This is a genomic window from Anaeromyxobacter sp. Fw109-5 (assembly GCF_000017505.1).
GTDB lineage: Bacteria > Myxococcota > Myxococcia > Myxococcales > Anaeromyxobacteraceae > Anaeromyxobacter.
The window spans coordinates 5,021,586-5,044,477 of record NC_009675.1; the positions used below are offsets into that span (position 1 = coordinate 5,021,586).

Annotated in this window: 22 protein-coding genes; 11 read left to right on the forward strand and 11 right to left on the reverse strand. The window is 75.0% G+C overall.

Going from position 1 to position 22,892, the window contains the following annotated elements:
• Nucleotides 1-22 precede the first annotated feature (22 nt).
• From ANAE109_RS23840 to ANAE109_RS21995, 3 genes are read right to left on the reverse strand one after another with little or no spacing between them, the layout of a single operon-like run.
• On the reverse strand, nucleotides 23-928 hold the full coding sequence (locus ANAE109_RS23840; RefSeq protein ID WP_012099103.1) for a hypothetical protein: 906 nt from the start codon (nucleotides 926-928) through the stop codon (nucleotides 23-25).
• 2 nt (nucleotides 929-930) lie between these two features.
• Nucleotides 931-1,743, reverse strand: coding sequence for a family 1 encapsulin nanocompartment shell protein (locus tag ANAE109_RS21990; protein WP_012099104.1), 813 nt, complete (start codon nucleotides 1,741-1,743; stop codon nucleotides 931-933).
• Nucleotides 1,740-2,096 carry a ferritin-like domain-containing protein gene (locus tag ANAE109_RS21995; RefSeq protein WP_041448623.1) on the reverse strand — a complete coding sequence of 119 codons (357 nt, stop codon included), beginning with the start codon at nucleotides 2,094-2,096 and terminating at the stop codon, nucleotides 1,740-1,742. Before ANAE109_RS21995 ends, ANAE109_RS21990 begins: the two co-directional genes overlap by 4 nt.
• A 170-nt stretch (nucleotides 2,097-2,266) precedes the next feature.
• On the opposite strand from ANAE109_RS21995, the gene ANAE109_RS22000 reads away from it, so the two are divergent.
• The gene (locus ANAE109_RS22000) at nucleotides 2,267-2,890 is read left to right on the forward strand and encodes a DedA family protein (RefSeq protein WP_012099106.1); all 624 of its coding nucleotides are present in this window, start codon (nucleotides 2,267-2,269) and stop codon (nucleotides 2,888-2,890) included.
• Between the two features lie 122 nt (nucleotides 2,891-3,012).
• Nucleotides 3,013-3,393: a response regulator gene (locus ANAE109_RS22005; protein ID WP_234945208.1), complete on the forward strand. Its 381-nt coding sequence runs from the start codon at nucleotides 3,013-3,015 to the stop codon at nucleotides 3,391-3,393.
• A 6-nt stretch (nucleotides 3,394-3,399) separates the two neighbouring features.
• On the opposite strand, the gene ANAE109_RS22010 is transcribed toward ANAE109_RS22005, so the two are convergent.
• The 6 genes from ANAE109_RS22010 to ANAE109_RS22035 all read right to left on the reverse strand — a co-directional run bounded on the left by ANAE109_RS22010 (nucleotide 3,400) and on the right by ANAE109_RS22035 (nucleotide 10,790).
• Nucleotides 3,400-5,937, reverse strand: a complete 2,538-nt coding sequence (locus ANAE109_RS22010; RefSeq protein ID WP_012099108.1) for an MMPL family transporter — start codon at nucleotides 5,935-5,937, stop codon at nucleotides 3,400-3,402.
• Between the two features lie 122 nt (nucleotides 5,938-6,059).
• Nucleotides 6,060-6,734, reverse strand: coding sequence for a metallophosphoesterase (locus ANAE109_RS22015; RefSeq protein WP_012099109.1), 675 nt, complete (start codon nucleotides 6,732-6,734; stop codon nucleotides 6,060-6,062).
• Nucleotides 6,731-7,486 (reverse strand): lysophospholipid acyltransferase family protein, encoded by a 756-nt coding sequence (locus ANAE109_RS22020; RefSeq protein ID WP_012099110.1) that lies wholly within the window; start codon nucleotides 7,484-7,486, stop codon nucleotides 6,731-6,733. The genes ANAE109_RS22015 and ANAE109_RS22020 overlap by 4 nt, the downstream gene beginning before the upstream one ends.
• Complete coding sequence (locus ANAE109_RS22025) at nucleotides 7,483-8,199, reverse strand: 1-acyl-sn-glycerol-3-phosphate acyltransferase (RefSeq protein WP_012099111.1); 717 nt, start codon at nucleotides 8,197-8,199, stop codon at nucleotides 7,483-7,485. Before ANAE109_RS22025 ends, ANAE109_RS22020 begins: the two co-directional genes overlap by 4 nt.
• Nucleotides 8,196-9,323 (reverse strand): glycosyltransferase family 4 protein, encoded by a 1,128-nt coding sequence (locus ANAE109_RS22030; RefSeq protein WP_012099112.1) that lies wholly within the window; start codon nucleotides 9,321-9,323, stop codon nucleotides 8,196-8,198. The genes ANAE109_RS22025 and ANAE109_RS22030 overlap by 4 nt, the downstream gene beginning before the upstream one ends.
• 162 nt (nucleotides 9,324-9,485) lie before the next feature.
• The gene (locus tag ANAE109_RS22035; protein WP_012099113.1) at nucleotides 9,486-10,790 is read right to left on the reverse strand and encodes an inositol-3-phosphate synthase; all 1,305 of its coding nucleotides are present in this window, start codon (nucleotides 10,788-10,790) and stop codon (nucleotides 9,486-9,488) included.
• A gap of 208 nt (nucleotides 10,791-10,998) precedes the next feature.
• Here ANAE109_RS22035 and ANAE109_RS22040 point away from each other — a divergent pair, with 208 nt between their 5' ends.
• From ANAE109_RS22040 to lepB, 8 genes are all read left to right on the forward strand, one after another.
• Entirely contained in the window at nucleotides 10,999-11,517 is a 519-nt protein-coding gene (locus tag ANAE109_RS22040; RefSeq protein WP_234945209.1) for a hypothetical protein, read from the forward strand.
• Nucleotides 11,518-11,971: 454 nt separating this feature from the next.
• Nucleotides 11,972-12,700, forward strand: coding sequence for a YIP1 family protein (locus ANAE109_RS22045; RefSeq protein ID WP_012099115.1), 729 nt, complete (start codon nucleotides 11,972-11,974; stop codon nucleotides 12,698-12,700).
• Between the two features lie 2 nt (nucleotides 12,701-12,702).
• On the forward strand, nucleotides 12,703-14,049 hold the full coding sequence (locus ANAE109_RS22050) for a TolC family protein (protein WP_012099116.1): 1,347 nt from the start codon (nucleotides 12,703-12,705) through the stop codon (nucleotides 14,047-14,049).
• Nucleotides 14,050-15,450, forward strand: a complete 1,401-nt coding sequence (locus tag ANAE109_RS22055; RefSeq protein WP_012099117.1) for an efflux RND transporter periplasmic adaptor subunit — start codon at nucleotides 14,050-14,052, stop codon at nucleotides 15,448-15,450.
• A 3-nt stretch (nucleotides 15,451-15,453) separates the two neighbouring features.
• Nucleotides 15,454-16,182, forward strand: a complete 729-nt coding sequence (locus tag ANAE109_RS22060; RefSeq protein ID WP_012099118.1) for an ABC transporter ATP-binding protein — start codon at nucleotides 15,454-15,456, stop codon at nucleotides 16,180-16,182.
• The gene (locus tag ANAE109_RS22065) at nucleotides 16,179-17,441 is read left to right on the forward strand and encodes an ABC transporter permease (protein ID WP_012099119.1); all 1,263 of its coding nucleotides are present in this window, start codon (nucleotides 16,179-16,181) and stop codon (nucleotides 17,439-17,441) included. Before ANAE109_RS22060 ends, ANAE109_RS22065 begins: the two co-directional genes overlap by 4 nt.
• Entirely contained in the window at nucleotides 17,438-18,667 is a 1,230-nt protein-coding gene (locus tag ANAE109_RS22070; RefSeq protein WP_012099120.1) for an ABC transporter permease, read from the forward strand. The genes ANAE109_RS22065 and ANAE109_RS22070 overlap by 4 nt, the downstream gene beginning before the upstream one ends.
• 14 nt (nucleotides 18,668-18,681) lie before the next feature.
• On the forward strand, nucleotides 18,682-19,371 hold the full coding sequence (gene lepB / locus ANAE109_RS22075; RefSeq protein WP_012099121.1) for a signal peptidase I: 690 nt from the start codon (nucleotides 18,682-18,684) through the stop codon (nucleotides 19,369-19,371).
• Between the two features lie 257 nt (nucleotides 19,372-19,628).
• Here the strand turns inward: lepB and ANAE109_RS22080 are convergent, their stop codons facing one another.
• Together ANAE109_RS22080 and ANAE109_RS22085 are read right to left on the reverse strand one after the other, a co-directional pair.
• A complete protein-coding gene (locus ANAE109_RS22080; protein WP_012099122.1) occupies nucleotides 19,629-20,063 on the reverse strand; it encodes a carboxymuconolactone decarboxylase family protein in 435 nt (144 codons plus the stop codon).
• Between the two features lie 270 nt (nucleotides 20,064-20,333).
• The gene (locus ANAE109_RS22085; RefSeq protein ID WP_012099123.1) at nucleotides 20,334-21,893 is read right to left on the reverse strand and encodes an ATP-dependent DNA ligase; all 1,560 of its coding nucleotides are present in this window, start codon (nucleotides 21,891-21,893) and stop codon (nucleotides 20,334-20,336) included.
• Between the two features lie 108 nt (nucleotides 21,894-22,001).
• Between ANAE109_RS22085 and ANAE109_RS22090 the strand changes: the two genes are divergently transcribed.
• Nucleotides 22,002-22,871, forward strand: a complete 870-nt coding sequence (locus tag ANAE109_RS22090; protein ID WP_012099124.1) for a Sir2 family NAD-dependent protein deacetylase — start codon at nucleotides 22,002-22,004, stop codon at nucleotides 22,869-22,871.
• The last annotated feature ends 21 nt before the right edge of the window (nucleotides 22,872-22,892 follow it).

The window sequence follows — 22,892 nt, forward strand, 5'->3', positions numbered from 1 at the left end:
TGAGTACGGAAGTCCGCGCGCTTCACTCACCGCGCTCGAGGGCCGCGACCTCGTCGCGCCGGGCCGCCTCGGTGGCCTCGGCCGCCTCCGCGCGGGCGCGCGCGACGTCCGCGCGCCGCGCCGCCGCCTCGGCCGCGCTCCTCGCCGCGCGCGCCGCCCGCTGCGCCTGCGCGAGCCGCCGCCGCGCCGCGGTGAGCTCCTGCGCCCGCTGGCGCTGTGCGCGCGCCTCGCGTGCGCGGGCCGCCGCCGCCTCGCGCTCCGCGCGGCGGTCCTCGGCCGCGGGCCTCCGCCGCGCGCCGCCACCTCCCTCCCCGCCCCGCCGCTCTCCCTCGCCCGCCTTTCCTCCCGCACCCGCGCCCCGCGCGCGGCGCGCCGGCTCGAGCCGCTCCGCGACGACGCCGAGACCGCTGAGATCCCCGCCCGCCACCTCCGGCTCGCGTGAGAACGCCCCCTCGCGGAGAGACGCCCGCGCGTCGCCCGGCGCGGCCGCCGCCACCCTCAGCAGCAGCTCGACGCGCGCCAGCGCGCCCGGGCTCGCCGGGCGTCCCTCCTCCGAGAGCACCTCGCCCGCCCTCCCCCGCAGCGCGCGCGCCGCCTTCCGGAGCGCCAGCTCCGCCTCGCGCAGCTCCTCCGCGCCCTGGCCGGCGAGCGCGCGCCGCTGCCCTGTGCGGAGCCGGTCTCCGGCGGCGAGGAGCGCCTCGACCTCCTCCCGGCGCTCGCGGGCGAGGCGGTTCAGGACCCACGCCAGGCCGACCGGGCGCCGGAGCTTCCGGATCGCGGCCGCGCCCGCTGCGTCGCCCCGCTCCGCCAGGGCGCGCGCGAGAGCGTCGCGCTCGCTCGTGAACCGCGCCGGGGGCGTGGCGAGGAGCCGCCCGGCCTCGTCGCCCCCCGCCGGAGCCTCCCCCTCGCCGGCGCGGCGGCGCGCCACGGCTAGCGCCCGCGCAGGACCGCGACGGAGCCGGGGACGCCGGGCATGAGGGTCACCGACTCCACGAGCGAGATCTGGTGGAAGATCCCCTCCCGGCCGTCGTAGGCCGCGGCGAGCTCCTGGCCGACGAGGATGCGCGGGCCGGAGGGGGTCCGCATCACGATGACCGCGCCGTCCTGGATCGCGGGCGCCTTGACGATGCCTCCGGCGAAGGCCGGCTGCAGCTGCTGATGCGGCGTGAGGGCGGTGCCCGGGTACGGGCGCAGCAGCTGGTAGAACCGGCCGGGCGAGACGGCCAACGCGTACGGCCCGTGCCGCCCCGCCTCGTCGAGCTTCGCGAGCGCTCCGAGGAGATCGTCCGCCACGCGCGCCGGATCGCTCCAGTCGCCGGCGGGCAGCTCCACCGCGCCCTCGTGGCCGAGGAGCCCGCTCACGCCCGCGCGCGGGAGCCCCTCGAACACGATCCGGTCCTCCGCGCGCGCGATCTGCCGGGCGGCCTCCGACGCCTCGGAGAGGACGAGCGGCTCGCCGCAGGCGGCGTCCGCCTCGAGCGCCCGCGCGCCGAGCGCGAAGGTGCGGTGGATCACCGGGAGCGGGCGCACCCTGGGGACGTGCACGTGCGCTCCCTCCGGCTCCTCGCCCAGCGGCAGATCCTCCGCCACGCCGGCGCGGGCGCCGAACCCGAGCGGCCCCACCACCTCGAGGAGCCGGCGCCCGGCGCGCACCTCGTCGGCGGCGCTCCGCGCCACGGCGTCGATGCGATCCCAGACCTCCTGCGCGAACGGCGCCCCCTCCCGATCGAGCCAGGTCGTCATCGCTTCCCCTTCTCGCCGCGGCGCTCGACGTCCGCCTCGCCCGCCGCCTCCTCCTCTTCCTCCCCGGAGACGATCGGACCCGAATGCCCGGTGTGCATCCGCAGCATCCGGGCGAAGGCGACGTCCCTTCGCCGGATCCACTCGAGGATCATCGACGCGTGCTCCTTCTCCTCGTCCCGGTTGTGCTCGAGGATGTGCCGCAGCTCGGGATCCTCGGTCGCGTCGATCCGCTGCTGGTACCAGTCGATCGCCTCGAGCTCCTCCTGGAGCGAGACGAGCGCCCGGTGAAGGTCCTTCGTCCGCGCGGACAAGAGCTCCTCGCGCTCGTGCCACCCCTGCGATGCGCCGGCCATGCTGGACGAGTGCGCAGCCGGGGCGTCCGCGCCAAGCCCCGGGCCGTCCGCCGCCGCGTCCGAGGGCGCACTGTGCGTGACTTTCGCGCCCTCGCGCCCCACGTTTCCCGGCCACCCCCCCTCGCGGGAAGCGAGTTCCTTGGCGAGCGGTTCCATGGCATGAGACCTCCGTGGAGAGCCCCGCCGACTTCCTCGCCCGCTGGCAGTACGCCGGCCTGTTCGCGGTGATCCTCGTGGAGGAGGCCGGCGTCCCGCTGCCGCTGCCGGGCGACCTGTTCATCGCCGCGATGGGGTTCCTCGCCCACGCCGGCCGCGCCTCCTTCGCGCCGACCGCCGCGGTCGTCACCCTCGCCACCGTGCTGGGCGCGGGGCTGCTGTACCTCCTCTCGCGCCACGCAGGGCGCCCCCTCGTCGTGCGCGTCGCGCGCCGGCTCGGGTACACGCCCGATCGCGAGGCCCGCCTCGAGGGGTGGCTCGCCCGGCGAGGCGCCCGCGCCGTGGTGGTCGGCCGGCTCGTCCCCGGGCTCCGCATCGTGATGACCGTCGTCGCCGGCGCGCTGCGGCTCCGCCAGGCGACCTTCGCGCTCGGCACCCTCGTGGCGGGGCTCATCTGGGCGACCCTCTACTTCTGGATCGGCTGGGCCGCCGCGGCCGGTTACGAGCGGGTCGCCGGCTCGGGCGCGCTGGCCGCCACCTGGCCCACCGCCCTGGCGCTCGCGGCGGGGGGCGCCGCGCTCTTCGCGTGGCGGAGGCGCGGCCCGCGTTCGCCTCGGGCGACGTCCCCCGAGGCTTGAGCCGCGGCCGGCTCGCCCCCCTCGAGCGGCGCGACGTCGAGCGTCGCCCCCCGGCTTGCGCGATCGCGCCCCCCGTCGGTCGTGCCCTCGCCGCAGGTGATGGTGCTCCCTACGTTCCAGTGGTGGACGAAGGCACCGTCATCCGCAGGATCCTGCTCGTCGAGGACGACGCGGGTATGCGTGAAGCCATCCGGGCGCTGCTCGAGCGAGCGGGCTTCTCGGTGGCGATCGCGCGGGACGGCGCCGAGGCGTGGGAGCTGCTCTCGCGCGGGCCGCGCCCCGTGGCGATCCTCGCCGATCTCTACACGCCGCGCATGACGGGGCACGACCTCGTCGCGCGCATCCGCCGCACGCCCCGGCTCGCGCGCGTACCCATCATCGCCATGACGAGCGAGCGGGCGTCGAAGACGCGGCCCGCGGCGGAGGCTTTTTTGGAGAAGCCGTTCTCGCGCGAGCAGCTCGAGTGGGCGTTGCAGCGCGTCGGAGCGGCGGGGCTCGCCTGAGCCCTCTCAGCGCACCGCCCTCAGCTCCACGTCGCCCTCCTCGCGCTCCGCGGGACCGCCGTTCGCGCCCGGGCCCTCCCGCCGGCGCTGCTCCCTCCAGCGGAGCACGCTGGGGAGCGCGAGGAGCGCCGTCGCGAGGCAGGCGAGCTCGCCGATGACGGCGAGCAGGCCGAACGAGAAGAGCGCCTGGTTGCGAGCCACGAGCAGGGACGCGTAGCCGATGACCGTCGTCACGGAGCAGAGCGCCACGGCGCCGCCGGTCGTCCGCAGGGTGTCCGAGATGGAGCGCGCGTGGTCGAGGCGGCGCCGCTGGAACACGTTCGTGGCGTAGTCCACGCCGATGCCGAAGGTGATCGGCAGGGCGATGAAGTTCAACATGTTGAGCCGCAGCTCGAACGCGCCCGCGAGGCCCGCGAACCAGAGCACGCCGAGACCGAGCGCGGCGAGCACCCAGCCCGCGTCGGCGAGGGACCGCACCGACCGCTTGCCCGCGCCGAAGGCGACGAGCACCAGCACGACGACCCCCGCGAGCGAGAGGAGCGTGGCCCGCGGCCCGTCCGCCTGGATCGCGTAGAGCACGTCCGAGAAGACCATGAGCGAGCTCGCGATCGGAGCGTCGGCCGGCAGGTCGAGCCCGCGGAGCTCCTCGGTGAAGCGCAGCACGTCCCGGCCGTTCCACACGTCGATCCTCCCCGACGGGTAGACGAGCACCGGCGTCCCCACCCGCCCGTCCGTCTCGGTGAGCTGTCGGCGGAGCTCCTCGGGCAGGTCCGCCGCCGCGAACGGCCGCAGGTCCTCGGGCGGGAGCACGGCCTCGACTGCCATCCGCCGGTCGGGCGGCAGGAACGACAGGTTCTCCCGCGTGGCGAGCGCGCGGATCTCGCGGACGATCGGGAGCTTCTCCTCCTGCCCGGCGGGCACGAACGCCTCGACCGAGACCACCGAGCCGATGGTGCTCCCCGGGGTGGCGCGGCGGTGCGCCTCGATGCGGCGCGCCAGCTCGCGCGCCTGCGCCTCGTCCCGGGCGAGCAGCGCGGTCGGGGTGAGGTGCTCGCCGAAGAGATCGTCCACGCGCGCGTCCCACCAGCCCGGGCCCCCCGGAGCGAGGGCGGAGACGTCGCGCAGGTTCCGGAAGTCGTACTCGAGCGCGTCGTCCGCGAAGTGCGCGACGGCCCCGACCGACGCGACCGACACGGCGAGCGCGACCACCGTCGTGAGGCGTGGAAACCGCTCGACGACGTGCGAGAGCGCGAGGGTGAAGAGCGGTCGCGAGGGACGCTGCCCCTCGCGGGGAATGGGCGAGCGCCGCTCCCAGGCGAGCACGAGCGGCGGCGTCATGACGTACGAGAACAGCCACGAGAGCGCCATGCCCAGCCCGCCGATCAGGCCGAACTGGTTGAAGCCGCGGAAGTCGGTGGAGAGGAGGGAGGCGTAGGCGACGCCCGCGGCGAGCGCGGCGGTGAGCGTCGCGAGCCAGGTCGCGCCGACGGCCGTCTGCATGGCCGGGATGGGCCCCGCCCCGCGCCGCCGCTCCTCGAGGTAGCGCGCGAAGAGGATGAGCCCGACGTTGATCCCGTTGCCGACGACGATCGAGCCGAGGAAGGCGGTGTTGGAGTTGAGGTGCCCCACCACCAGCTCGGCGATCCCGAACGTCGCGAACGTGCCGGCGAGCAGCGGGATGCCGACGAGCGGCACCGACTTCCACGTACGGTTGTAGATCGCGACGGAGGCGGCGACGGAGAGGATGACGAGGATCGTCGCCCAGACGAGGTCCTCCGCGAGCGCGTCGTGCTCCATCACCGTGGAGGTGACGTAGCCGCCGTAGGCCACCTCCAGCGTGGGCGCGTACTTCTTCGGGTCGAGCGCCTTCACCGTCTCGCGGACGACCCGGTCGAGCGCGGCCACCTTGCCGTAGTCGCCGGGGGTCGAGCCCAGCCGGACGATCATGGCGAGGATCGTCATCTTCTCGCCGGGCTTGCCGGGGACCGGAACGTCACCCATCGTGTAACCATCGCGGAAGCGCCCGATCAGCTCCTTGCGCTCTCCCCCCAGGCGCGCGATGAGCCCCTCGACGTCCGGCGCGGCGCCGTTCGCGGCGCCCGCCTCGTTCGCGCGCTCCCAGGCGATCCGCGCGGCGAGCGCGTCTCGCAGCTCCTCCAGCTCGGCCTTCTCCGGGAAGAGCAGCAGCCGCGGCCGGTAGAAGTCGACGATCTCGCCGACCCGGTACTCCACCCAGCGGACGAGCTCCTCGGGCGCCTCGTCCAGCTTCTCGGCGAGATCGTCCGCGAAGAGCTGCATCGTCAGGGGATCGGCGCCGGACAGGATCACGGTCTGCTCGGCGAACCCGCCCACCCGAGCGGTCACGTGCTCGAGGTCCACCGCGCTCTTGCTCGACTCGGGCAGGAGCTCGGCGAGGTCCGGGCGCAGGTCGGTGTAGAGCCGCACCGTCCCGACCGACCCCGCGACCGCGACGGCGGCGCAGGCGGCGAGGATGGCGGTGCGGTGGCGGTCCGCGAAGCGGACCCAGCGCTCGGACGGTCGCATGGTCGGTTGGGTTCCCTCTCCCCCGGCGTCGAGGAATCGGCGCGCCAGGGGGCAGCGTCTTTTACCGCATTTCACCCCCCTTTGATTCCGGAAGGCCCCTCGGGATTCACGCGGCCGGCCGCTCACCCGTGCGAATCGCCGCCTTCCTCCGCCCGGAGGGTCGCGAGCCTCGCCTCCCCACGCTCCAGCACGAGGTAGGAGAGCGCCGCCGGGGAGAGCCCACCGGCGTTGGCGTAGGGATCGCCTGCGGCGAGGTGCGCCACGTGCACGTGGCCGAACACCCCCAGGTCGCAGCCCTCGCGCGCGACGAGCGCGAGGCAGCGCCGCCGGAAGGCCGCCAGCATGCGCTCGCCGGCGAGACCCCACGCCGCCGCCTCCACCGCGCGCGCAGCGCCGCGGACGGCGGCGAGGCGGCCGAAGCGGCGGGAGATGGCGTCACCGAGCTGCCCTGCAGGCGAGCGGCCGATCGGATCGACGAGGTGCCCGTGCGTCACCAGCACCCGCCCCGCGCCCGGGACGGTGAGGACGAGCTGGGGCGGACCCGCCGCGGGATCGTGGTTGCCCGCCGTGCGGGCGAGCCGTCCCGCCCGGACGAGCGCGGCCATCGCCTCCCCGACCTCGGGGTGCGCCGCCTCCGCCCGCGCCTCGCCGGCGAACAGCGCGTCGTGCACGTCTCCGTTCAGGATGACCTGCACGCCGGCCTCGAGCGCCCGCGCCAGGAACGCGCGCGCGAGCCGGCCGTGGACGGCAGGGCTCTCGGGCGAGAGGTGCCAGTCGCTCGCGATCCAGATCGTCACGGCGCCTGCGCCCTCCCCAGGCGCGAGCGGAGCTCGTCGTAGAGCGCCTGCGTGCGCTCGCGCGCGAGGGCATGGATGGAGCCCACGAGCGCCATGTCGCGGCCGCGACCCGGCGCGCGCTCCACCGCGATGCGGTCGCCGAGCGCAGCGTGGAGCCGGACCGGGAGCGGGAGCGGCGACCAGAAGGAGAGCCCCTTCACCCGGAAGCCCGGATACGCCTCGGCGCCGCCCACCACCGCGAGCGGCACGATCGGCGCCCCGGTCTCGAGGGCCAGGCGGACGAAGCCGTAGCGTCCCTCCCAGCGCAGCCGGTAGAAGTCGCGCCCTGGCCGCGCCTCGCGCATGCCGCCGGGGGTGACGAGGAGCTGCTCGCCCCGGCGCAGCACCGCGAGGCAGCTCTCCTCGCTGGGATCGATGAGCCCGAAGTGGCGCTTCAGGAGGGGCAGGCCCGGCAGCGCCTTCTCGATGCGGGACTCGGCGGCGACCACCCGCAGCGGCGTGTGCCCCGAGCCCCGCTCGTGCCAGCCCTTCCACGCGAGGTGGTAGCCGGCGAGGACCAGGTCGAGCACGAGGTAGCCCGCGCCGTGGAGCGCCACGTAGATGCACGGCCCCTCGGGCGGAGGGGGCCCCTCGAGCCGCATGCGGTGGTAGGCGGAGAGCGCCCGCGCCCACGGGAGATACGCCCGCCGGTAGTACCAGCGCCCGGCGTCGATCCGGGGTGGCTCGGGGCGCGGCTCGGGGGAGCTCGTCACTCGAGGCTCCACGGCGCGCGGCGGGCGGCCACTGCGCGCGCGAGCAGGGCCTGGGCGGCCGCGGCGACCGAGTCGGCGAAGGCGCCCACCGCGGCGCGCTCGCAGGACGCCGGCGCCTCCATGGGCGCGCCGAACCAGTAGTCGAGCGGGACGGGGAGCGGGGCCGGCGGTAGCCACGCGCTGCGCCCCGGCCCGAGCGGCAGGCGGAGCGGGTGCTGCTGGTCGGCGCCCGCGATGGCGACCGGCACGACGGGCACGCGCGCCCGCGCCGCGAGGCGCGCATAGCCACGCCGGCCCGTCCAGTCGATCGCGTCCGCCGCCCCGTGGAGCTCGCGCGCACCGCCCGGGAAGAGGAGCACCGACTCGCCGCCGGCGAGCGCCGCCAGCGCGGCCTCCTCGGTCGCCTCGATGGCGCCGACGTGCCTGCGCACCCAGCCGAGCGCCGGCAGGCGGTGCAGCGAGGTGCCGCGCTTCTCCATCGGCCGGAAGGGCACGCGCCCCGGGTCCCAGAACGACACGAGCCCGAGCAGGATCGTCTCGAGGTAGAGCCAGGTGCGCGGGTGCTTCGCGACGTAGACCACTGGCCGGTCCACCGGCACGGCGTCGAGGCCGTGCACCCGCGGTCGGTAGTACACCCGCAGCGCGCGCGCGAGCGGCGCGAGCACCGCTCGCTGCCGCCACGTCCGCGGAAAGCGCGCGCCGGGAGGGCTCACCGGGCGGCCTCGAGGAGGAGCGCGGCCCCGGGCTGCGCCTCGCGCGCCGCCGCCTGCGCGTAGACGAGGAGCACCCGCGCCGCGACGCGGCTCCAGCAGAGCGCGGCCGCGCGCGCCCTGCCTCGCTGGGCGAGCCGCTCCCGGAGCTCGGGGTCCGCCACCGCCCGCCAGATCGCCACCGCGAGGGCGCCCGGATCCCCCGCCGGCGTGAGCAGCGCGGCCCCGCGCGCGGCCTCGGCGTATCCCGGCAGATCGCTCGCCACCACCGGGCAGCCCGCCGCCATGGCCTCGACGAGCACCATGCCGAAGCTCTCGCCGCCGAGCGACGGGGCGCAGAACAGGTCGGCCGCGGCGTACGCCCGCGCGAGCGCCGCGTCGGAGAGCCGGCCGCGGAAGAAGACGCCCAGCCGTTCCGCGCGGCGGCGGAACCGCTCCGGCGCGCCGTCCCCCACCACGTCCACCTCGACGAGCCGCCCCTGCGCGCGCAGCAGCGCCACCGCGTCCAACAGCACCGAGAGCCCCTTCCGCGGCTCGCCGAAGCGGCCGACGAAGAGCACGCGCGGCGCGCCGGGTGCGCGCGCCCGCCCGCGCGTGGGGGCCGTGGAGAAGCGCGACAGGTCCACGCCGTTCGGGATCACCGCCGTGCGGCCCCGGTAGATGGCGCGCGAGAAGGCCTTCGCCGCGCGCGACACCGCGATGGCGGCGTCGATCCGGCCGAGCCCGGCGGCCGCGACGGCGCGGAGCGCGCGCTGCAGCGGCAGCTCTCGCTCGGCGCTGGCGTGGAAGGTCGCGACGACGGGGACGCGCGCGAGGCGCAGGGCGTGGCGCCCCGGCCCCGGGACGATGGGCTCGTGGACGTGCACCAGATCGAAGCGGCCGGCGGCGAGGTAGTCGCGCGTCGCGCGCGCGGACTGGAGGAGCCCGATGCGGGCCACCGAGCCGTTCGCCGGCACCGGCACGACGCCCGGGACGCCGTCGCAGCCTTCCGGCACCGCGCCGCTCGCCGGGCCGAGCACGCGCGCGTGGTGCCCGGCCCCGCGCAGCGCACGCGCGAGCTCCTGCGCGTGGCGGTTCACGCCACCTTCGTGCGAGAGGTCGTAGGGCGTGACGATGCAGAGACGCACGGCCGGACCGCGCGGAGCGGCTCGCGGGGGCGCCCCGCGCGCAGGCGGCCCCGCCGCCCGCGACGGCGGGCGCTGCCACTGTAAACCACGGCGCGATCCCCGATCACCTGGATCGGGGATCGCGCCCGGAACTTCTTCGTCTTCTGCGCGCGAACGGCCGGACTAGCCGACCGCGCTCTGCGTGGCGGCCGCGGCGGCCTCCGCGTAGCGGCGGAGCTGCGCGTGGAGGTTCGCCTGCTGCTGGAAGAGGTCGTGCACCTGCGAGTGGCCGGGGTTGACGACCGGGCTCTTGAAGAAGAACGACAGCCACTCCTGCGCGCCGCGCTCACCCGCGCGCTGGCCGAGGTCGGCGAGGAGCGCGAGATCGAGCACGAGCGGCGCCGCGAGGATCGAGTCGCGGCACTGGAAGTTCACCTTGATCTGCATGGGGTAGCCGAGCCACCCGACGAGATCGATGGCGTCCCAGCCTTCCTTGTTGTCGCCGCGCGGCGGGTAGTAGTGGATCGTGACCTTGTGATCCATGTCCCCGTAGAGCTCGGGGAGGCGCCGCGGATCGAGGATCTGATCGAGCACGCCCAGCTTCGAGACCTCCTTCGTCTTGAAGCTCGCGGCGTCGTCCAGCACCTCGCCGTCGCGGTTGCCGAGGATGTTCGTCGAGAACCACCCGTCGAGGCCGAGGAGCCGCGCCCGGAGCATGGGCGCGATCGTCGTCTTCATCAGCGTCTGCCCGGTCTTGAAGTCCTTGCCGCCGGTGACGACGCCCTCGCGCTCGGCCAGCTCCTGGAGGGCCGGGGTGTCCTGCGACAGGTTCGGCGCGCCGTTCAGGAACGGGACGCCGCACCTGATCGCCGCGTACGCGTAGATCATCGACGGCGCGATGGACGCATCGTCCTTGTCGAGCGCGGCCTCGAACGCCTTGAGCGACTGGTGCGCCGGCCCGACCTGCGCGTAGACCTCAGTGGAGCCGGTCCACACCATCACGCCGCGCGCGCAGCCGTGCTTCTGCAGGAAGCCGCGGATGTCCGCCTGGAGGGCGTCGGCCTTCTGGCGGAGGGTGCCCTTCTTCACGTTCGGCCCGTCGAGGCGGCGGACCCACTCGGTGTCGAACACCGCGGGCATGGGCTTGATGGCCTCGAGCTCGTCCTTGATCGGGTCGAGGTGCTCGCGGCCGAGCACCCGCGCGCGGAGGGCGGCGGCGTACGCGTCGTCGGGGATCGGGTCCCATCCGCCGAACACGAGGTCGTCGAGGCTCGCGAGCGGGAGTACGTCGGCGACGCGCGGACCGGCCTCGCCCCGGGCGTCGATGAGGTGGCCGAGCTGCGTGAGCGAGCCGACCGGGGACGCGAGCTTCCGCCGCACCGCGATCGCGCCGGCGACGGCGGTCGTCGCGACGGCACCCATCCCGGGCAGAAGGACGGCGAGCTTCTCGCCCTTGCGCACGGGCTTCACCCCCATACCGGTCTTCATGTGTCTTTCCTCGTGGGCTGGCCGTCCCGGCCTGCACCGGAAAGGGGGTGCGGTCGACGGCAAGCGCGGTTTCTACCGCATGGCGCCCCGCGGCGGAAGGGGCCGAGTGTTCGTGCACCCGCGCCGTCGGACGGAGAGTTCGCTTACGGACGACCTGCCGACTGATCATCCCTCGGAGCCCCGACCGAGCGCCGAGGATTCGCGACCGATGGTCGACGCGGCGCGGCGGGCGTCCTACCTGTTCAGGAGGACCATGGCAGAGCGCGTCTTCCACCTCCTCGCCGTCTCCGCGGTGGTCATGGGGATCGCCCAGACCGTCGCGAAGGAGAAGGTGTTCGCGCCGCTGCGCGACGCGCTCGGGGGCAAGGACACCTGGCTCGGCTACCTCGTCTCCTGCCCGTACTGCCTCTCGCACTGGCTCGCGTTCCTCCTCGTGCCCCTCACCGGCGCGACCTACGTCCGCGTCGCGCCTCGCTGGGGCGCCGCCTCGACGATCCTCGACTGGTTCCTGTCCTCGATCCTCGTGGTGGTGATCGCGGCGTTCCTGCGGGTGGGCTTCTGGTTCGTGGACGAGAGCCAGGGCCTCGTGCGGCGGCAGCAGAAGACCGAGGAGGCGACGGCGCGGCTCGTGCGGGAGCGCGCCGAGGCGCTGCGTGAAGGCGCCGACGAGCCGGCGAGCGGCGAGGGCGTGGAGCGAGTGGACGAGCGGGCCCCTCCCCGGCATTGACCGCCGATCGCTCGCCCGATCGCCCGGCCCCACGCCGCTCGGCAGCGCGCCCGCTGCCGCAACTGTAGGCGGTTGCCCGACGCCTCCCCGGTGTCGATTCTTCGCAGCGAGGGGAATGGGGGGGACCGGCGAGGGCGGCGGGCACGGAATCGTTCCCGCCGCCCTCGTCGCCCGGAGGGCGGTGAGGCCAGCAGGCCTCCCGCCCTTCACTTTTCTTCACCTCGAGGACGTGCCCTCGCAATCGCCGCGGGCGAAGGTCGCGGCGATGCCGCCTCGGACCGCCTTCACGCCGCGTGTCGCGCCCACGGGGCGAGACCGCGTTCGCCCGCCGGCACGCCGTGCGGCCGTCACGCCCGAGCCCGTACCGTCTCCCTGTTCTTTTGACAGCCGGGCGGCGAAGCGTGAAATACGGCCCGCACCGACTACGTAAGGGGCCGCACGCACCTCTCCTCCCATGACCACGACCGAGCTCCTGCAGGACGGAACCGTCATCGCTCGTGCGCTCGCCGCGCCGGCGCGGATCGTCGACGTGCCCGAGCGGCGCCGCGTCCTCACCGCGCTCGCCCTCGCCACCGTCGCCTCGCTCCTCTTCGCCGCGGTCGCGGTCCCGCGCGTCGACTACGAGGCCGCCGCGCAGGCGCGGATGCGCGGCCCCGAGGCCCAGGAGCTGACGCAGTTCCAGCGCGAGGAGGCGGTCGCCACCACGCGCAAGCTCGGGCACATCACCGGGTGGGCGGGCGCGGCGCTGGCTCCGAGCCTGCTCGCCCTCGGCGCCGCGGTGGCGCTGCTCGCGGGCTTCCGAGTCGCCGGGACCCGGCCCGGCTTCAAGGAGACGTTCGCGGTCGCGGCGCACGGCATGCTGCCGGTGTGGCTCGGTGGGCTCCTCGCCATCCCCGCCGCCGTGGCGCGCGCGCCCATCCCTCCCGAAGATGTGCCGCGGCTGCTGCCCTCGAGCCTCGCCGCGCTCGTGCCGCGCGCGGCGCCGCCGCTCGCCGCCGCGCTCTCCGCCGTCGATCTGTTCGCGCTCTGGGCGCTCGTGCTCGTCGCCACCGGCATGGCGCGCGCCGCGGGCGCCTCGCGCGCCCGGGCCTTCACCGTCACCCTCGTCCTGTTCGCCGCCTACGTCGCCCTGCTGAAGGTCGTCCCGGCCGCCGCCTTCGGCGGTCCGAGAGGAGGCCCCTAGCCTTGGCCCACCCCATCGCCGCCGCGCTCGCGCTCGCGCTCGCCGCCCCAGCGGGCGCCGACACCGCGCTCACGCTCGACGACGCGCTCGCCCTCGCGGCCCGCGCCAACCCGGACCTCGCCCTCGCCCGCGCCGACGCCGAGATGGCCCGCGCCGACCGGACCGCGAGCGTGGCCGGCGCGCTCCCGCGCCTCGACCTCACCTCCTCGTTCGGGCACAGCTTCATCGGCGAGACGTCCGAGGCGCGCGACATCTTCGATCCCCGCACCGGCGAGGTGATCACCACGACCGGCAGCGCCACCGACTCCGAGGCCTACTCGCTCGGGCTCCAGCTCAGGCAGCCGCTCTTCGACTGGGCGACCCTGAACGACGTGCGCCGCTCCGGCTTCAACCGGCGCGCCGCCGAGCGCCAGTACGACGAGGCCACGCTCTCCGTCGCCTTCGAGGTCACCCGCCGCTTCTACGAGGTGGTCCGCGCGGAGCGGAGCCTCGCCGTGCTGGAGAACACCGCCGCCCGCTCGAAGGATCTGGTGGACCGCTCCGACGCGCTCTTCGCCGCCGGCCGAGCGCCGAAGAGCGACACCTACAGCGCGCGGGTGAACCTCGGCAACGACCTCATCAACGTGGAGGGCCAGCGCGCCGTGGTCGCGCAGGCGCGCTCCGCGCTCGCGCAGGTGCTCGGGGAGGAGGCGCTCGAGGCGCGCATCGTGGCGCCCGCGACCCTCGACCCCGCCGCCGGCGCGCCGGGCGAGCCGCCCGCGGCGGACGCCCTCCTCGCCAGCGCGCGAGCGCGCCGCCCTGTCCTCGCCGCCGACCTGGCCCTGGTGGAGGCCGCGGACGCCGCCATCGGCGTCGCCCGCGCGGGCTACCTGCCGCGCCTGGACCTGGAGGCCGCCTACTCCCGCAGCGGGGTCGTGCTCTCCGGCACCGGGGGCGTGTGGGGCGACCCGGCGCGCGACTACACCGCGAGCGTGCAGGTGGTCGCCTCCTGGAACCTGTTCGAGGGCCGGCGCACCTCCGCGGACGTGCAGCGGGCGCGGTCCGGCGCCGAGCGCGCCCGCGCCTCGGCGGAGCGCAACGTGGACGCGGTCGCGAAGGAGATCGCGGACGGCCGCGCGCTCGCGGGGTCGCGCGCGCGCCAGGTCTCGCTCGCGACGGACAACCTGCGCCTGGCGCAGCAGGGGCTCGTGCTCGCGCGGGAGCGGCTCGAGGCCGGCCTCGCGACGCAGCTCGAGCTGCGCGACGCCTCCCTGAAGTTGACGCAGGCGGAGCTCGCGCTCGTCGAGGCGAGGATCGATCACGCGGTGGCCATCGCGGAGCTCGCGCGCGCCGCCGGAGGGCCCATCTAGATGGCGACGCACAACCCCGTCCCGAAGCATGCCCCCGATCCCGGCGAGCGCCCCGCGCCCGCCGAGGGCCCCGTCCTGGCGCGCCCGCCTCCGCCCATCCGCATGAGCTGGCCGAGGCGGATCGCCGCGGCCGTGTTCGTGGTCGCCGTCGCCGCCGTCACGGTGGCGTCGCTCCGGCCCCGGCCGCAGCCGCCCATCGGCATCCAGGCGACCACCGCGCGAAAGGGCAGCATCACGCGCATCGTCACCGCCGCCGGGAAGCTCCAGGCCGCCACCGAGGTGAAGCTGTCGTCGAACATCTCCGGCGACCTCCTCGAGCTCACCGTGAAGGAGGGCGCGCGGGTCACGAAGGGCCAGGTGCTCGGCCGCATCGACGCGCGCCGCTTCAGCGCGCAGGTCTCGCAGCAGGAGGCCTCGCGGTCCTCGGCCGCGGCGGATCTCCAGTCGCAGAAGGTCAACGTCGAGCAGCTCGAGCAGGAGCTCGCCCGCGTGGAGCGGCTGGCGGGGACCGGCAACGCGAGCGACGCGGAGGTCGAGCAGGCCCGGGCCAAGCTCGCCGCCGAGCGCGCCCGCGCCGACGCGGCGCGCGGCCGCATCCAGCAGGCCGACGCGTCGCTGCGCGAGGCGCGCCACCTCCTCTCGCTCACCACCCTCGTCTCGCCCATCGACGGCGTGGTCACGAAGCGCGAGAAGCAGGTCGGCGAGCGGGTGCGCGGCTCGGACTTCTCGGAGGACGTCATCCTCGTCATCTCCACCCTCTCGCAGATGGAGGTGAAGGTGGAGGTCGGCGAGCACGAGGTGGTGTTCGTGAAGGAGGGAGACACCGCCGACGTCGAGATCGACGCCCTGCCCGAGAAGAAGTTCCCCGCCCAGGTGGTGGAGGTGGCCCGCAACGCCACGGTGAAGAACCAGGGCACCGAGGGCGAGGTCACGACCTTCTTCGTGCGGCTCGCGCTGACCGAGCCGGTGCCGGGCGCGCTCCCCGGGATGAGCGGGCAGGCGTCCATCGCGACCGACACGCGCGACGGCGCCGTGGTCGTCCCGATCCAGGCGGTGACGGTGCGGACGGAGAAGGAGCTGCGCGGCGAGGGCGAGGCCCGGGCCGAGGGCGCCGAGCCGCCCCCGCAGCAGGCCGGCGGCGCGCCGGGCCAGCCCGGCAAGAAGCCGCGCCGCGAGCCCCTCCGCAAGGTGGTCTTCGTGGTGGACGGCGGCGTCGCCAAGGTGCGCGAGGTGGAGACCGGCCTCGCGAGCGACACCGAGCTCGAGATCGTGAAGGGGCTCGCCGAGGGCGAGAAGGTCGTCGAGGGTCCGTACCGCGTGCTCTCGCGCGAGCTCGCCGACGGCAAGCCCGTCACCGAGGAGGCGCCGGGCGGCAAGGGCGCGAAGGGCCGGAAGGGCTAGGCCGTGGACGACGCGCTCATCCTCGTCGAGGACCTGTGCCGCCACTACGAGGTGGGCGGCGAGACCGTCCGCGCCCTCGACGGCGTCTCCTTCGCCATCCGGCGCGGCGAGTGGGTGGCCATCGTCGGCCAGTCGGGCTCGGGCAAGTCGACGCTCATGAACCTGCTCGGCTGCCTGGACACGCCCACCTCCGGCAGCTACCGCCTGAACGGCGCGAACGTGCAGCGCCTGCAGGACGACCAGCTCGCCGACCTGCGCAACGAGGAGATCGGCTTCGTCTTCCAGACGTTCCAGCTCCTCCCGCGCGCGACCGCCCTCGCCAACGTGGAGCTCCCCCTCGTCTACCGCGGCGTCTCCCGCCGCGAGCGGCGCGCGCGCGCCGAGGCGGCGCTCGCCTCGGTGGGGCTCACGAACCGCATGCACCACCGGCCGAACGAGCTCTCCGGCGGTCAGCGCCAGCGCGTCGCCATCGCGCGCGCGCTCGTCGGCGAGCCGTCCATCCTCCTCGCCGACGAGCCCACCGGCAACCTCGACTCCGCCACCGGCGAGGAGATCATCCGGCTCTTCGACGAGCTCAACCGGCGCGGCCACACCATCATCCTCGTCACGCACGAGCCGCGCCTCGCCGCGCGCTGCCCGCGCGCCATCCGGCTCACCGACGGGCGCATCGTGGGCGACGGCCCCGGCGCGGAGGTCGCCGCCATCGGCGCGGCGCGGGTGGTGCACGGATGAGGAGCTTCCGGCGCGGGCTCGTCCGGGCGAGCTCCGAGATCGTGGAGGGCGTGCGCATCGCCCTCGGGAACCTCGTCGGCGCGCGCCTGCGCAGCTTCCTCACCACGCTCGGCATGGTCATCGGCGTGATGACGGTCATCGCCATCGTCGCGATCATCCAGGGCCTGAACGCCTCGTTCGAGTCGCAGATCTCGACCCTCGGCGCGGGCACCGTGTACGTCTCGAAGTTCGGCTGGTTCGTGCAGGGGCGCGACGAGTGGTGGGAGATGCGCAACCGCAAGGACCTCGGCAAGCGCGAGCTCGAGGCCATCCAGCGCGAGGCGGTGCACGCCTCGGCCGTCGCCCCCATGGCCATGACGCGCGGGCCGGTCACCCGCGCCGAGAAGGAGGTCTCGGGCGTCCAGATCATCGGCACGAACGCCCAGTACCTCGACACCGGCGCGGGCTCCATCGCCGCCGGCCGCTTCCTCGGCGAGGTCGACGTGGACCTGTCGCGCAACGCGGTGGTGCTCGGCGCGGAGGTGCTCGACCGCCTCTTCCCGGCGAGCGCGCCGGAGGCCGCCCTCGGCAAGAAGGTGATGGTGAACGGGATCCCCTTCACCGTCATCGGCACGGTCGGGCGTCGCGGGCAGCTGCTCGGCATGAACATGGACGCGAACGTCATCGTCCCGTACACGACGTTCCTGCGGGACCTCGGCGCGAAGCGCTCCCTCAACATCGCGGTCGCCGCCGCCCCCGAGGACCTCCCCGCCCTCGAGGACGAGCTGGTCGGCGTCCTGCGCCGCGTCCGCCAGGTCCCGCCCGACAAGAAGGACGACTTCGCCCTCAACCGGCAGGAGCAGTTCCTCAAGATCTACCGGCAGCTCACCGGCGCGCTCTACGGCGTCGCGATCGGCGTCGGCATGATCACCCTCGTGGTCGGCGGCATCGGGATCATGAACATCATGCTGGTGTCGGTCACCGAGCGGACCCGCGAGATCGGCGTGCGGCGCGCGCTCGGCGCCCGGCGGCGCACCATCCTGCTCCAGTTCCTCATCGAGTCGTCCATCGTGGCGGCGCTCGGCGGGGCGGTGGGCACCGCGCTCGGCCTGGGGGTCGCGCAGGTGGTGGCGCTCGTCACGCCCCTCGCCGCCGCGGCGACGTCGTCGGCCGTGGTGCTCGGCATCGGCTTCTCCGCGGGGGTGGGGCTCCTCTTCGGCTCGTGGCCCGCCTGGCGGGCGGCGCGGCTCGACCCGGTGGAGGCGCTGCGCTACGAATGACCGCCCTCCTCGACACCATCGCGATGGCCCTGGGGACGCTCCGCTCGAACGTCCTGCGCTCCGTCCTCACCCTGCTCGGCATCGTCATCGGCGCGTCCACGGTGGTCGCCATGATGTCGCTCACCGAGGGCTTCCGGCTGAAGCTGACGAGCGACTTCGCCGCGCTCGGCGCGGGCGCGTTCCAGGTGCAGAAGTGGCCGGCCCTGCAGTTCGGTCACAACGACCGCCGCAAGTACGAGCGCCGCCCCGATCTCACCCGCGAGCAGGGCGAGGCGCTGCGCGACCTCCCGCACGTGGCCTACGTCTCCATCGAGGAGTGGGCGCGGCGGCCGGAGACGCTCTCCACCCGCGAGAAGGCGACGAAGAACAACATCAGCGTCTGCGGCGGGCTGCCGGACTACGAGCTCGCGAACGGCGTGGAGATCGCCCGGGGCCGGTTCATCAGCCACACCGACGTCCAGCTCGGCCGCCGCGTCATCGTGGTCGGCGCCGACGTGCAGGACATCCTCTTCCCCGGCCAGGATCCGCTCGGCCAGGAGGTCCGGGTCCGCGGCGTCCCCTTCGAGGTGATCGGGGTGGCCGAGCGCGAGGGCTCGATCCTCGGACAGTCGAAGGACGGCTGGGCGGTCGTCCCGTGGACCGCCTACGAGCGCGCGCTCGGGAAGGTGCGGAACAACAACATCGCCGTCATGGCGACCACCCCCGACGACTCGGCGAAGGCGCTCGAGGAGGTGGTGGCGCGGCTCCGCCGCGTCCGCGGGCTCGCGCCGCACGAGGAGAACGACTTCGAGATCTTCTCGAACGACACCTCCGCCCAGCTCTTCGACAACCTCGCCCAGATGGTCGGCGCGGCGACGTTCGGGGTGTGCGCGCTGGCCCTCCTCGTCGGCGGCATCGGGGTCATGAACATCATGCTCGTCTCGGTGACCGAGCGGACCCGCGAGATCGGCATCCGCATGGCGCTCGGGGCGCGCCGCCGGCGCATCCTCTCCCAGTTCCTGGTCGAGTCCGTCACCCTCTCCGCCCTGGGCGGGCTCGTGGGCGTGCTCCTCGGCGGCGGCCTGGCGGTGGCGGCGCGGGAGATCTGGCAAGTTCCCGCGAGCATCCCGGCCTGGGCGGTGGTAGTCTCCCTCGCCTCCGCGGGCGGGGCGGGCCTCCTGTTCGGCATCTACCCCGCCGCGCGGGCGTCGAAGCTCGACCCCGTCGAGGCGATGCGGACCGAATAGGAGACGCCCGTAGCGTGGACCGGTCGAAGCTCGTGAAAGAGGTGCGGGGCTGGACCCTCACCATCCTCGCCGTCCTCGCCTTCCGGACGTTCCTGTACGAGGCCGTGTACATCCCGTCGGGCTCGATGATCCCGACGCTGCAGATCGGCGACTACGTCATCGTCGAGAAGTGGGCGTACGGCGCGCGCCTGCCGTTCACCGAGACCGCGCAGGCGCTCTGGAGCAGCCCGGAGCGGGGCGACATCGTGGTGCTGCTCGCGCCGCCGGGGAACCCGCGCGACGACGATCTCATCAAGCGCGTCGTGGCGGTGGGCGGCGACACCGTGGAGATCCGCGACGGGCACCTCGTCCTGAACGGCGAGCCGGTGCCGCGCGAGCGCGTCCCCGGCCGCTGCGTGTACACGAACAAGATCGAGGGCGGGCCCTGGCGCGAGGAGCCGTGCGTCGACTTCGTCGAGACGCTCGGCGATCACCGCTACCACACCCACTGCACGCCCTACCTGCCCTGCGACGACGTGGCCGCGCAGAAGGTGCCGGCCGGCACGGTGTGGCTCGCGGGCGATCACCGCGATCACTCCGCGGACAGCCGCGTGTTCGGCCCGGTGCCCGTCGGCCGCATCAAGGGCCGCGCCTGGCTCGCGCTCGTGTCGTGGGGTCCCGGCGGCCCGCGCTGGGACCGGCTCTTTCATTTCGTGAATCACTAGCCCGAGCGGCGCCCACGTTTTCCGATCGGGGTTCGTCGGTCGCGGTCGAGGTCGGCCTCACGAGATCCGTCGGGGTCGGGGGCGCGGTCGACGTCGGGGTCGGGGTCCCTCGACTCCGCTCCGTCGCTGACGCGACGGAGGCACGCTCGGGATGACCGGCCTCAGGAGATCCGGCGGAATCGGGGTCGGCGTCGAGGTCGGGTGAAGCGGCCCCCAGCAGCACCGCTGCTGGGGGGCGGTCCACTCCCATCATCCCCTCAGTGCTGCATCGGCGGCTGCTGCTGCGTGGTGCTCGCCGTCGCGGCGGGCTTGTGCGCGCGGACGTACTCGAGCATCTCGTGCAGCTCGCGGCTGAACGTGTCGTAGTCGGTCTGCTGCGCGTTCAGGAACGTGCTGCCCGCCATGGTCGCCGCGCCCATCATGCTCGCCTCGGCGAGCTCGTCGTCCGTGGCGCCGAACATTCGCGCCGCCTCGGTGTGGAACAGCGCGCAGTAGCGGCAGCGCGTCGCCCCGGCCACCGCCAGGCCGATGAGCTCCTTGTACTTGTTCGGGATGCGCGTCTCCGCGAGCTGGAAGTCGCGCATCATCGTCCAGAACCCGGTCACCGCCGACTCGGGCATCTCCTTCACCCACGTCGGCACGAGCCCGAACAGCTCCTTCACCTCGTCGTGAATCCGCTTCACGTCGGCCATGTCGCCTCCTCGCGGCGCTGGTCGATCGCGGGCCCGCGGCGGCCGGGGTCGCCGCCGGCCGCGCAGGCCCGGGTCGGCGCGGCGTCGGGCGGATCCTTTAGCGCTGCGGCACTTCGCCGCAATACGCGGGACCGAGCACGACTCGCCCGAAGGCGGCGGCCGTGACCGTCCGGGTTCCGGAGTCCACCGTAATCCAGCGCGAGCCGATCGCCCACGCAGCCGAAGGCGCTCGTCGCCGGAGCGGCGGGCAGGGCGTGGACGCGCGGGGGATCACGTCCCGCGCTCCGCCGCCACCTGACGAGCGTGCAGCGCCCGCACCGTCGCGATGGTGTCCGCCTCCTCCGGCCGCTTGTCCTCGCGGTAACGCTTCACCCGCGCGAACCGCAGCGCGAGGCCGCCTGGATAGCGCGAGCTCTCCTGGAGGCCGTCGAAGGCGACCTCCACCACGAGCTCCGGCCGGAGGTGCACGACGTAGCCGTCGGTCGAGCCGAGCGCGAGCGCGCGGAAGCGCTCGGTCTGCCAGGCGAGCATCGCGTCGGTCATGCCCTTGAACGTCTTGCCGAGCATGACGAACCCGCCCCCCTCCGGATCGCGGGCGCCGAGGTGCAGGTTCGACAGGAACCCCTCGCGGCGGCCGCTCCCCCACTCCGCGGCGAGCACCACGAGGTCCAGGGTGTGCGCGCGCTTCACCTTGAGCCAGCTCGCCCCGCGCCGGCCCGCCTCGTAGGGCGCCGTGAGCGACTTCGCGAGGAGCCCCTCGTGGCCGCGCGCGAGCGCGCCCTCGAGGAAGGCCGCCGCGGCGGCGCCGTCGGAGGTGACGAGCCGGGGCACGCGGAGCGCGTCGGGGACCGCGGCGGCGAGCGCGAGGTGGCGCTCGGAGGCGGGCCGCGCGATGAGATCCTCCCCGGCCGTGTGGAGCGCGTCGAAGAACAGCACCGAGAGCGGCACCCCCTCGCGCAGGCCCGCCACGTCGAGCTTGCGGCCGAAGCGGCGCATCGTCACCTGGAACGGCTCGGGAGCGCCGTCCCCGCGCAGCGCGATGGCCTCTCCGTCCAGCACCAGCGAGGACGCGGGCAGGCGCCGGACGGCCTCGACCACCTCCGGGACGGCCGGCGTCACGTCCCGGAGCGCGCGCGAGAACACCCGCACCTCGCCGCCGTCCTTGTGGACCTGAACGCGGGCGCCGTCGAGCTTCCACTCCAGCGCGGCCTCGCCGAGCGCGGCGAGCGCCTCGTCCACGCCGGCCGCCGGCTGCGCGAGCATCGGCTGCACCGGCTCCAGCAGCCGCAGCCGGAAGCGGGAGAGGCCCGCCGCGCCCTCGGCGAGCGCCGCCTCCGCCACCGGGGGGAGCGCGCCGGCCATCATCACGGCGCGGCGAACCTCCCCCGCCGGGACGGCCGCCGCGCGCGCCACCGCCTCGACGAGCACGCCCTCGAGGGCGCCCTGGCGGAGCTCCCCGAGCACGAGCCGCGCGAGGAAGTCGCGCTCGTCCGCCGAGGCGCGGGCGAGCAGCGCCGCGAGCAGCGCCGCCCGCTCGCGTCCGGAGCCCGCGCCACGCGCCGCGGCGAGGCGGTCGAGCGAGGCGTCCACCTCGCGCACCGCGAGCGCGGGCGCGTCCGCCGGGGCGGTCGCCTCCAGCGCCGCCCGCACCGCGGCGGGCCCGAGGCCGATCCTGCCCTGGCGCAGCTCGCCGGCGAGCCAGCTCGCCCCGGCGAGCCGCTCCTCGGGCGCGAGCCCCCGCAAGGCGTCGGCGAGCCGCGCGATCTTCTCCAGCCGCCCGGCGGTGCGCGCGACGACGTCGGAGGTCTGGACGAGCTCGGCGAGCTGCACCCCGGTTCCCTAACCGGCGGCCGCCCGCACCACCCGGCCCGGGCCGAGGCAGGGGCCCCTCCCGAGCATGGCAGGCGGCCTCCCCGCGCGCGCCGCTACAATCCGGACATGCGCGACACGCACGCCGCGGCCGCCGCCGCGCTCCGCTCCGCCGGCGCCCTCGTCGTCACCGCTGGCGCGGGGATGGGCGTGGACTCCGGGCTCCCCGACTTCCGCGGCGACCAGGGCTTCTGGAAGGCGTATCCGCCCTACGAGCGGCTGGGCCTCTCCTTCGTGGACGCCGCGAACCCGGTCCACTTCGAGCGGGATGCGGCGTTCGGCTGGGGCTTCTACGGGCACCGCGCGCGCCTCTACCGCGAGACGACGCCGCACGCAGGCTTCGCGCTCCTGCTGCGCTGGTCCCAGCGGCTCGGCCTCCCCTGCTTCGTCGTCACCTCGAACGTGGACGGTCAGTTCCAGAAGGCCGGGTTCGCGGAGGAGCAGGTCCTGGAGGTCCACGGCTCCATCCACCACCTCCAGTGCACCGAGCCGTGCTGCGGCACGATCTGGAGGAACGGCGAGGACGTCCCGGTGGACGAGGCGAGCATGCGCGCGCGGCGGATCCCGCGCTGCATCCGCTGCCACGGCGTGGCCCGGCCGAACATCCTCATGTTCGGCGACGGCGCGTGGCTGTCCTCGCGCACCGAGGCGCAGGCGCTGCGCTTCGAGGAGTGGCTCGCCGAGCGCGGCGAGGAGCGGCTCGTGATCCTGGAGCTGGGCGCCGGCACCGCCGTCCCGACGATCCGCTGGCACTCCGAGCGGCTCGGGGCCCGTCCCGGCGCGACGCTCGTGCGCGTGAACCCCCGCGAGCCCGACGTCCGCCCGCCGCACCTGTCCATCCCGAGCGGCGCGCTGGAGGCGCTGGAGGGGATCGACGCGTCCCTCGACTCCGCGCCCCCGCTCACGCGGGGGCGCGACGCGCGGGATGAACGGCCGTGAGTGCCCGCCGTCGGGGTCGGC

What these genes read in the sequence shown, in the direction of transcription:
- ANAE109_RS22040 (WP_234945209.1), top strand. Translation starts at nt 10,999, where the DNA reads ATGGTCGACGCGGCGCGGCGGGCGTCCTACCTGTTCAGGAGGACCATG.
- ANAE109_RS22035 (WP_012099113.1), bottom strand. Translation starts at nt 10,790, where the DNA reads ATGAAGACCGGTATGGGGGTGAAGCCCGTGCGCAAGGGCGAGAAGCTC.
- ANAE109_RS22010 (WP_012099108.1), bottom strand. Translation starts at nt 5,937, where the DNA reads ATGCGACCGTCCGAGCGCTGGGTCCGCTTCGCGGACCGCCACCGCACC.
- ANAE109_RS21995 (WP_041448623.1), bottom strand. Translation starts at nt 2,096, where the DNA reads ATGGCCGGCGCATCGCAGGGGTGGCACGAGCGCGAGGAGCTCTTGTCC.
- ANAE109_RS22065 (WP_012099119.1), top strand. Translation starts at nt 16,179, where the DNA reads ATGAGGAGCTTCCGGCGCGGGCTCGTCCGGGCGAGCTCCGAGATCGTG.
- ANAE109_RS22080 (WP_012099122.1), bottom strand. Translation starts at nt 20,063, where the DNA reads ATGGCCGACGTGAAGCGGATTCACGACGAGGTGAAGGAGCTGTTCGGG.
- ANAE109_RS22045 (WP_012099115.1), top strand. Translation starts at nt 11,972, where the DNA reads ATGACCACGACCGAGCTCCTGCAGGACGGAACCGTCATCGCTCGTGCG.
- ANAE109_RS22070 (WP_012099120.1), top strand. Translation starts at nt 17,438, where the DNA reads ATGACCGCCCTCCTCGACACCATCGCGATGGCCCTGGGGACGCTCCGC.
- ANAE109_RS22055 (WP_012099117.1), top strand. Translation starts at nt 14,050, where the DNA reads ATGGCGACGCACAACCCCGTCCCGAAGCATGCCCCCGATCCCGGCGAG.
- ANAE109_RS21990 (WP_012099104.1), bottom strand. Translation starts at nt 1,743, where the DNA reads ATGACGACCTGGCTCGATCGGGAGGGGGCGCCGTTCGCGCAGGAGGTC.
- ANAE109_RS22090 (WP_012099124.1), top strand. Translation starts at nt 22,002, where the DNA reads ATGCGCGACACGCACGCCGCGGCCGCCGCCGCGCTCCGCTCCGCCGGC.